This window comes from Cyanothece sp. BG0011, from assembly GCF_003013815.1.
Classification (GTDB): Bacteria; Cyanobacteriota; Cyanobacteriia; order Cyanobacteriales; family Microcystaceae; genus Crocosphaera.
This window is the reverse complement of record NZ_PRLH01000034.1, coordinates 1-8114: the sequence shown is the minus strand read 5'-3', so window position 1 is coordinate 8114 and position 8114 is coordinate 1. Positions and strand designations below refer to the sequence as shown.

Here is an 8114-nt window from a genome sequence, read left to right as displayed (position 1 = left end):
GGAATTGGTCGCATGAAGTCATTGCCAAGCGGGGATACGGTTATGGTTACTATGATGTCTTTTCTGACAACAATCTGTTCTCTAAGTACACGAATCGACTGAAAGTATATAGTCAATCTGACTTACAAGAAGCAGTAAGCTGGATCGAACCTGAGTTAGACAAAGTATTCGACCATGCAGGAGCAACTCTGCTGACACAACGGTATTTGTCACCAGACGAATTAATTCAAGAGGTCTTCTTAGTTACCGCTTTGGTATTAGCGATTCCAGAGCGAATGGACGAGAGAATGTCTTATGCCAGGGATTTCTATATGGCGATCGCTAATAGAAAGATTTCCTTAGCCACACCTATCTTAGCCAATCTCCGCTTTGAAGGGGGTTCTGGGACCAGTTGCTTTATCCTGTCAGTAGAGGACTCTATTAACTCTATCTTTGACAATGTAAAGAATACGGCACGGATTTCCCAAGAAGGCGGTGGCGTCGGTGTCAACCTCAGTCGAATCCGAGCAGTAGGCAGTTGGGTTCGCAATAAGCCTAATGTTAGTGGCGGGCTAATGTCTTGGATTCGGATTTTCAACGATACGGCGATCGCAGTGAATCAAGGAGGTTAAAATCTAGCCTCGGTATGCAGTAATGCCTACAAAAATCAACTCCTTTAATTGCTGGAAACTCTCAAACGAGACAATCAGCAGCGAAGCCAGAGTAATCTGGAACGTTCATCGACTATCGCGCAAGCGAGTACCCTAGAAGCATCTGCTAGGGGAAATGGGGAGCTTCCCACCGGGAAGAAGATATAGTCAGTTCTTTGTGGTGACGCAAAGCAGTTCATAAGAGAACGGGGTAGGGAGTGGCGTCTCTACCTGAACATCAAGAGAAGAGCCGGCGCCGTAACCGTTGCCGCCGACATTTGGCACTTAGACATACCCGAATTCCTTGAAATGCGCTCCGAAGCGGGCGACCAACGCCGCAAAGCCTATGATGTGTTTCCTCAAGTGGTGGTAACAGACGGTTTCATGCGACGGGTTGAACAGGGGGCTGCTTGGACTTTAGTAGATCCCTACGAAGTGAAACAGGTTCTTGGAATCGACTTACCTAATCTGTGGGGAACCGAGTTCGACGAAGCCTATGAGCAAATCGAAGAAGCGGTCGGTCTAGGTGAACTTACCCTGGCCCAAACAGTCAATGCTCGGAACCTGTTTGTTGACATCTTAGAAACCCAAGTGGAAACTGGGCTACCTTACATTGCATTCAAAGATGCTATCAACCGAGCCAATCCTAACAAACACATTGGGATCATCCCCTCTGTTAACCTTTGCTGCGAGAGTTTTTCTGTTGTCGTTCCTGGAAAACTTGCCCATAGCTGTAACCTAGCCTCAGTTAATTTAGCCCAAGTAGAAGACGACGAATTACCTGAGATGTGTCACTTAGCGGTACGGCTGTTAGACAACACCATCGATGTAACCACCGCGCCGATTGAGGAAGCAAGAAATCACAACCGTAATTTACGGACAATTGGAGTAGGGGTATTAGGTTTAGCCGATTACCTAGCCAAACGAGGACTCCGATATCAAGACAAGCGTAAAATCCGCGAACTATTCAAAGAGTTCTCCTATCAGTGCTTGATGGGGTCTGTGCTTCTCGCTAAAGAGCGAGGAAGTTACCCGGCTATAAATTCCAGTGAGTACGGTATGGGAAACATTCTCGGCAAATCAAGAAGCCAACGTTCTGAGTGGAAAGCTCTGTATGACCTCTTTGATTTCTACGGGATTCGTAACAGTCATGTCATGGCGATCGCACCGAATACGTCTTCGTCTCTCATCCAAGGATGTACCGCGTCGGTACTACCACCTTATGCGAAATTCAATGCAGAAAGTTTAGGTAAGGGCGATGTCATGAAAGCTGTGCCATTTCTCCGTGAATACGGGGATAACTACCAGGAAAATCAACGATTAGAGCAGCGCATTGTCGTTGATGCGATCGCTGAGATGCAGAAATGGGTCGATACGGGAATCAGCATGGAATTGGTATTTAACCTAAATCCTGATGTTTATGCACCGAATAAGACCGTAGATGCTTCTGATATCTATGATACTGCACTAAGAGCCTGGAGACGAGGACTTAAAGCGATTTACTACATTCGCACGGTCAAAGAGGATCGTCTAAGCGAAGTCGATGGTTGTGGCGATAGCTGCTAGCTGCACTTTGTAACTAGCGTAGAGGGGGTCTGTGAGACCTCCTCGTTTCTTGCTTTGACAACCGTAGAATCAATCACTCCCCAATTTCTACGATTTATTTGAAGCTTACAAAAGTCACTACTTAAGCGAATTAAACAGCGACCTCCCCTGGTAAAACCTCCATGAGGTCTAGGAAAATTTTTTGCTTTAGATCAGCGCGAACGTGCGGGGGCGATCTATATAATCGCGCTAACAAGTCGCAGTAATATACAGGGTTAATTGAGTGCTTAAGTCCAACTACTAAGCTTTCAGAGCGTCTTTAACTTCTTTTAATTTCCGTTTTAAAACAGTTTCAAAAGCTTTTAAATCTTTTGGATCAATATTGGTCGTAGTTACTTTTTCTACTACACTAATAGCTTTTTTAATGGATTTGTTTACCTCGGCATTTTTATTATTATTGTTTTGAAATTTGCTTATTTCATCTATAACCAGTTGTCTGGTTTGAGCTACAGATAATTTTTCATTAATAACAATAGTGATTAAGTTTTGACGGATTTGAGAAGATGAATCTCCAATGGTTTCTTTAGAAAGTCTTTGTAAAACTCTGGCATGATGTCCCCCAAGTCCGTCAGTTCTTATCGCTTTTTTTAGGTCTTCAAACAATTTTAGGGAAGGGAATATATTATTGTTGACTGATGCTGGATTGAGATGTAATCCCAATAAAACTTTAAGGATTTTATTCTCATCATTGGTAATTTCAAGAGACGATAAACCATTTTCTTGCTCAATCTGAGGGAGAAGTGTTAATTCAGATAGCCATTTCAGTTTACCTTGTCTGGTTAATCGTTTAATAACTGTGTTTAAAGTTTTTGGAATAGATTCTTCATTTATATCGGCTATAACTGAAATTTCTTGGACTAAAGCTTCAGCTAGGTCTAAGGGATTCAAATTTTCTCGATGATGATTAGCTAATAATGCTTTTCTTCGTAAAGTTTCGGGATTATCTAAGTAATTAGATTCCCATTGACCCAAGCTAATGATCTTAATTTTTTTCCAGAACAACTTTTGTGTAGTGGCTCTATATCGCCTTTCACCATCAAATAGAAAATAACGATGCTCACTTATTTGAAAAACAAGTAAAGGTTGTTGTAAGCCATCTCTTTCTATTGAACGTGCTAATAAGGTAAGGCTATCATCACTAAATGTTTGTCTTGGTTGAGCCGGATTGACTTCAATTTCAGAGACTGGAACTTCTATGATAGCTTCATTTTGAACCGATAATAGTAGTTCACTCACTAAAGGTTCCTCATCTTCTTTTTTCCCAACCGCTCTTAATTCTTTGATTTCGGCTGTAAGTTGAGCAATTGTACTTTTGGCTTCATTAAGTTCTTGTGCGTAAGTAACTCCTGAAAATAAGTTAGACACTAAATTGTCTCCGACACGATTACTCATTTGTTTCCTCCTGGGCTAATTGAGATATTAGAGATTTGATAATTGGATAAAAATCTTTACCGGCAGCATGGGCTGGTCGATAAAGATGAATTGGTAAACCTTTTGAACTAGCATTCTTGAATTCTGATGAATAACGAATTGGTTCAAAGCAGTGAATGTTTAATTGTTGAAGCAGAGGATTTATTTGTTCGAGAATATTACGATGAATAGCCACACGCTGGTCATATTGATTAGGGACAACTCCCATAATTAAAGGGAAAGGATTAAGTCTTAATAGTCCACAGGTATGATATATCCATTCTAGGAGTTTCGCTGAACCATCTATTGATTTAGGTTCAACCTGAATGGGAATCAAGATATGGGTTGATGCTGAAATAGCAATCGTTGAAAGGGGACCTAGAGTTGCTGGACAATCAAAAATAACAATTTGTTGAGAGAGTGGATAGTCTAACAGGCGATCATTTAGTAAATAAGCGCCTCTTGGATGATGAGTTAATTCACTAATGGTTTTCACTAATGTCAATTCCCCTTGACAAGCAACAACATTGTTAACAGATTCTTCCCACAGAGGACTTAATGGCCACTTTCCTGAAAAATCATCAGATAAAACTGTCGCAATTGTCTGATTTGCTTCTGGCCTTGATAATCCACAAAATAAACTCACCGAACCTTGTGGATCTAAATCGAGTAACGCCACTGAATATCCCTTTTTTGCCAATAAATAAGCTAAGTGAGAGGCTAAAGTTGTTTTCCCACTACCTCCGGCATTTGACAAGATTGCTAGGCGCATTTATTCCTCAATTGTGTTTTAACTACCATATGGAATAATATTATTCCATTAGATCAAGTTTAAGAAATAAAGTTCCTTTAAAGATATCCAAAAAACCAGTTCAATAATCGGGGTCGTTGTGTTCTGACACAACAGAGTTAAACCTCTAGATTAAGATAGAATATTTCTGAGGATAAATTTAGTCGAAAAAATCTGTTTAAAGACATAAAGTTAAAAAATGAGAACAGTTATTATCTCAGGAGCCAACAATGGATTGGGTTATGCTTGTGCCAAAGAACTGGCGTTAAACAAAGATATCTATCTTGTCCTTGCCTGTCGTGATCACCTGAAAGCAACAAAAGCTGTCAAAAAGCTCAAAGATTTAACCCAAAATAACCAGATTGAAGCTATTACTCTTGACTTAGCCTCTTTACAGTCAGTTCGTCAATTTGAAGCTGAATTCGCCCAGAAAACTCTGCCCCCGTTAAGAATAATTATCTGTAACGCTGGAGTACAGTTTATTCAAAGACGAACATATACAGAAGATGGGATAGAAACGACCTTCGCTGTGAATCACTTGGGGCATTTTTTACTGGTTAATCTTCTTTTAAAGCATTTAAAACCACCAGGAAGAATTATTTTTGTCAGTAGCGATACTCATGATCCAAGTAAAATAACAGGGATGCCAGCCCCTAATTTTCAAGCTCCTAATTTACTAGCACACCCTGAATTAGACTCAACTCTAAACGATAAAAGTATTTCGGATATTGGTCGAACTGCCTACACCACCTCGAAACTTTGCAATATATTGTGTGCTTACGAATTATCTCGTCGTCTCGAAAAACAGGGATTAAGCACAGAGGAACATCCCATTACGGTCAATGTGTTCACTCCGGGGTTAATGCCAGGAACCGGCTTGGCGCAGGATTATCCCCCAAGAGCGAAAATAGTCTGGGATTATATTCTTCCTCTTTTTAGTTTTTTTCCAAAAATTAATACTCCACAACAATCTGGACGAGCTTTAGCAAGGCTGGTTGAAGATCCTCAGTTGAAAAATGTAACGGGAAAATATTTTAGTGGTTTACAGATGATTGAGTCTTCACAAGAATCTTATGATGTTGAAAAAGCGCAACAACTATGGGATAAAAGTGTAGAACTCGTAGGACTCCGGAAAGACAAACTAATTGTCCAATAAGGTGACAAAAAATGCCAAAATCTCGTGACCCCCTCGATCCAACTGTTCGCCAAGAATGGCTATCAAAAATTGAGCTTGCTAATCGAAATAACATTTTGTGCCACTGTCGCCTTTGTGGATGGGAATGGGTCGATTCTAGTTTCGAGGTTAAATGTCGATGTGGCAGTACAAACGTTGAGACAATCTCTTGTTGGCAATTTCCTGATGGTTAAAAGTTACAAGTTAGATTCAGTAGAGCGATCACCCATGAACAGAAATAAACGCACTAAAGTAACACTCAGCCAAATGCTCCAATTAAGTTCGAGTTAGTCTTATTAAGTTGTAATTTCGTGTTTGTTACAGTTATACAGTTATTAGGAAAAATCGGAACGCTTGAGCAGATGAGATTTCCTGACAAAGTATGATTATGATAACCCCCCTTGATCTGACTAAGTAAAAATTAGCCAATTTATGAAAACAGTCAATAAAGCTTATTTTTAGTCCGTTTAACAGTTGTTTTTTCTCCACTTACCCCCTATGATAATTGCTGTTCCTTCGTTAAAACAAAATTTTATCATGGCTGTAACTTCCCACGACAACGAAAGAGAACAGCGAATCATCAACGAAATTATCGTTGATACTTACAATGGACATGAAGAGCGAATGGGGTGGTACTGCTATCTGGAGGATAATCTGAATCAGCCTTTTGGAGTTGTATGGGATGGAGCCAATGTAGAAGTTGTGGCTATGTCCTCTGAAGAAGAATGTGAACAGGAAATGAGGGTCGATGTTCGTTATACCGAAGGACAAAACCAGGATGTTTTCTCTGTTTCTTTATCTGAGATTGAGCCTGTGGATAGCGATGAGATGACCACTGAAGAGATCGCTGATTGGAAATACTGGGTGGAAAGGGGTTATGATTTCAGTGATGATGGGGAAGATGAGTTTTTCTAAAGTTTGATTATGATATTCTAGGAAAAAGTCTTATTCATAAGTTGAAATTGACTAATTTTCATCAAAACAATTTCTACAGATATTAGATTGTTGTTCTTGGTGGTTTTCTTTCCATAAAACATCAACAACAACTGTGCCGATTAAAATAAGTGTTAAAGAAATAATTTCCATCTCTGATTCAAGGGGATTTAATAAGGATCTGATTTCTGACAACCATTACACACATAGTGTAATGGTTAATAGGTAATGTGATCTTCCTCCAGTTGGGGGAATCAATCAGATCAACTGAAATGGTGTTTTCTCTGTACTTACTAAAAATTCCTCTTATGGCTAAACCCAATAAGCGCAAAATTACGACAAAAAGAGAAGAAATTGATGAGATAGAATCTCAGGAAGATTTGTTAATTCGACAAGAGAATACTTGGAGAAATCACTCCACTGTCTATGATGAAATTCGAGAAGATTGTCGCCTTGATTCTCTCGACAATTTAGGCAATGTTCATTATCAGCACCCTGACGGCGACTATCTCTGTGAAGTTGAGGATATCAGTGAAGATTATCTTGACTATTTGCTAGGATACGAATGAATTTTTGCTATGAACTACCCCACGTCATAGGACGATGGGGTTTCTAGTTTCGTTGGATGCCGCATTACCTTGGTCTTTCGTCCTCGGTTCTGACTTCATGACAAAGGGGTTCCAAAATTAACCGTCCAGTAATGAAAATAATTAACTTGTCCGATATCATTAGAATTATATTGATGTCCAATGCCGATTTCTGTAAAATCATCACTTAAAATGTTGGCACGATGTCCACTACTTCCCATCCAAGCTGCTACAACTGATTCTGGTGTGGTAAAACCAGCTGCAATATTTTCCCCCGCAGCTTGATAAGAATAACCCTGATCCATCATCCTCTCAAATGGAGTAGAGCCATCTATTCCTTCATGGCTAAAAAAATCATCATTAGCCATACTTTCAGAATGATATTCGGCCGCCATTACTAATTGTTCATCAATCCTTAAAGGGTCTAAATTGTTCTCGGCTCTTTCTTGGTTAATTAGCTCAAAAACACTACGCTCAAATTCAGAAATCATGACGGGCTAACTCCTGTAACTAAAAACTTTTCTAGCTCACAAGCTAAGAGAATAAAATCAAAAACTAGATAACCCACTTGTCGCGTTTTCCTATTAAGGGTAATTGTTAATATGACTTAGTTTTACGTTAACTGGCGTGTCGTTCATTTTTCGTTGATGGCATTCGTGGCGATCGCCCACTGCTTTCCCATGATTCTTTCCCCGTTCGGCAAGGTAAAGTGCTGAGGACTATCTTCGAACTGTTATAGCTATTTGTACTTAAACTTGAGTTATGCTACTATTAATTCCAACAAATAACATTCAGTTATTCGTGGTGTGAGAGTGGATCGGATAAAAAGCACTTGGGGTCGAAACACGGCAAGACTCCCAGGTGCTTTTTTGCGAAATCGGGAAATATTGGGGAGCCATCTCACGCAAGTGCAAGCTAAGATGGAAAAAAGTAAGGATTTTATTGTGGTGATGAGAGTGTGGAAAAAGTGGTCAGTAGGTATGGGC

General features: G+C 39.9%; 9 protein-coding genes. 6 read left to right on the top strand and 3 right to left on the bottom strand.

The features are described from left to right. A partial coding sequence (locus tag C4E06_RS05255; RefSeq protein WP_304529248.1) for a ribonucleotide reductase N-terminal alpha domain-containing protein occupies positions 1-611 on the top strand: 611 nt, incomplete at its 5' end. A 216-nt stretch (positions 612-827) separates the two neighbouring features. Further along, positions 828-2195, top strand: coding sequence for a ribonucleoside-diphosphate reductase subunit alpha (locus tag C4E06_RS05250; protein WP_198648340.1), 1368 nt, complete (start codon positions 828-830; stop codon positions 2193-2195). 279 nt (positions 2196-2474) lie between these two features. Here the strand turns inward: C4E06_RS05250 and C4E06_RS05245 are convergent, their stop codons facing one another. Together C4E06_RS05245 and C4E06_RS05240 are read right to left on the bottom strand one after the other, a co-directional pair. Next, on the bottom strand, positions 2475-3626 hold the full coding sequence (locus C4E06_RS05245) for a ParB/RepB/Spo0J family partition protein (protein ID WP_107667115.1): 1152 nt from the start codon (positions 3624-3626) through the stop codon (positions 2475-2477). After that, a complete protein-coding gene (locus tag C4E06_RS05240; RefSeq protein WP_107667114.1) occupies positions 3619-4416 on the bottom strand; it encodes a ParA family protein in 798 nt (265 codons plus the stop codon). Before C4E06_RS05240 ends, C4E06_RS05245 begins: the two co-directional genes overlap by 8 nt. A gap of 217 nt (positions 4417-4633) precedes the next feature. Between C4E06_RS05240 and C4E06_RS05235 the strand changes: the two genes are divergently transcribed. From C4E06_RS05235 to C4E06_RS05220, 4 genes are all read left to right on the top strand, one after another. Then, positions 4634-5590, top strand: coding sequence for an SDR family NAD(P)-dependent oxidoreductase (locus C4E06_RS05235; protein WP_107667113.1), 957 nt, complete (start codon positions 4634-4636; stop codon positions 5588-5590). A gap of 11 nt (positions 5591-5601) precedes the next feature. Next, the gene (locus tag C4E06_RS05230; protein WP_071818237.1) at positions 5602-5802 is read left to right on the top strand and encodes a hypothetical protein; all 201 of its coding nucleotides are present in this window, start codon (positions 5602-5604) and stop codon (positions 5800-5802) included. A 280-nt stretch (positions 5803-6082) separates the two neighbouring features. Continuing rightward, positions 6083-6523 carry a calcium-binding protein gene (locus C4E06_RS05225; protein ID WP_198648339.1) on the top strand — a complete coding sequence of 147 codons (441 nt, stop codon included), beginning with the start codon at positions 6083-6085 and terminating at the stop codon, positions 6521-6523. A 326-nt stretch (positions 6524-6849) separates the two neighbouring features. Further along, positions 6850-7110, top strand: a complete 261-nt coding sequence (locus tag C4E06_RS05220; protein WP_009546347.1) for a hypothetical protein — start codon at positions 6850-6852, stop codon at positions 7108-7110. A 95-nt stretch (positions 7111-7205) separates the two neighbouring features. Here C4E06_RS05220 and C4E06_RS05215 read toward each other — a convergent pair whose 3' ends face one another. Continuing rightward, positions 7206-7619 carry a CAP domain-containing protein gene (locus C4E06_RS05215; protein WP_009546346.1) on the bottom strand — a complete coding sequence of 138 codons (414 nt, stop codon included), beginning with the start codon at positions 7617-7619 and terminating at the stop codon, positions 7206-7208. Positions 7620-8114 lie beyond the last annotated feature (495 nt).

Coding starts and splice junctions, on each gene's coding strand:
- C4E06_RS05230 (WP_071818237.1), top strand. CDS start 5,602: ATGCCAAAATCTCGTGACCCCCTCGATCCAACTGTTCGCCAAGAATGG.
- C4E06_RS05245 (WP_107667115.1), bottom strand. CDS start 3,626: ATGAGTAATCGTGTCGGAGACAATTTAGTGTCTAACTTATTTTCAGGA.
- C4E06_RS05215 (WP_009546346.1), bottom strand. CDS start 7,619: ATGATTTCTGAATTTGAGCGTAGTGTTTTTGAGCTAATTAACCAAGAA.
- C4E06_RS05220 (WP_009546347.1), top strand. CDS start 6,850: ATGGCTAAACCCAATAAGCGCAAAATTACGACAAAAAGAGAAGAAATT.
- C4E06_RS05240 (WP_107667114.1), bottom strand. CDS start 4,416: ATGCGCCTAGCAATCTTGTCAAATGCCGGAGGTAGTGGGAAAACAACT.
- C4E06_RS05235 (WP_107667113.1), top strand. CDS start 4,634: ATGAGAACAGTTATTATCTCAGGAGCCAACAATGGATTGGGTTATGCT.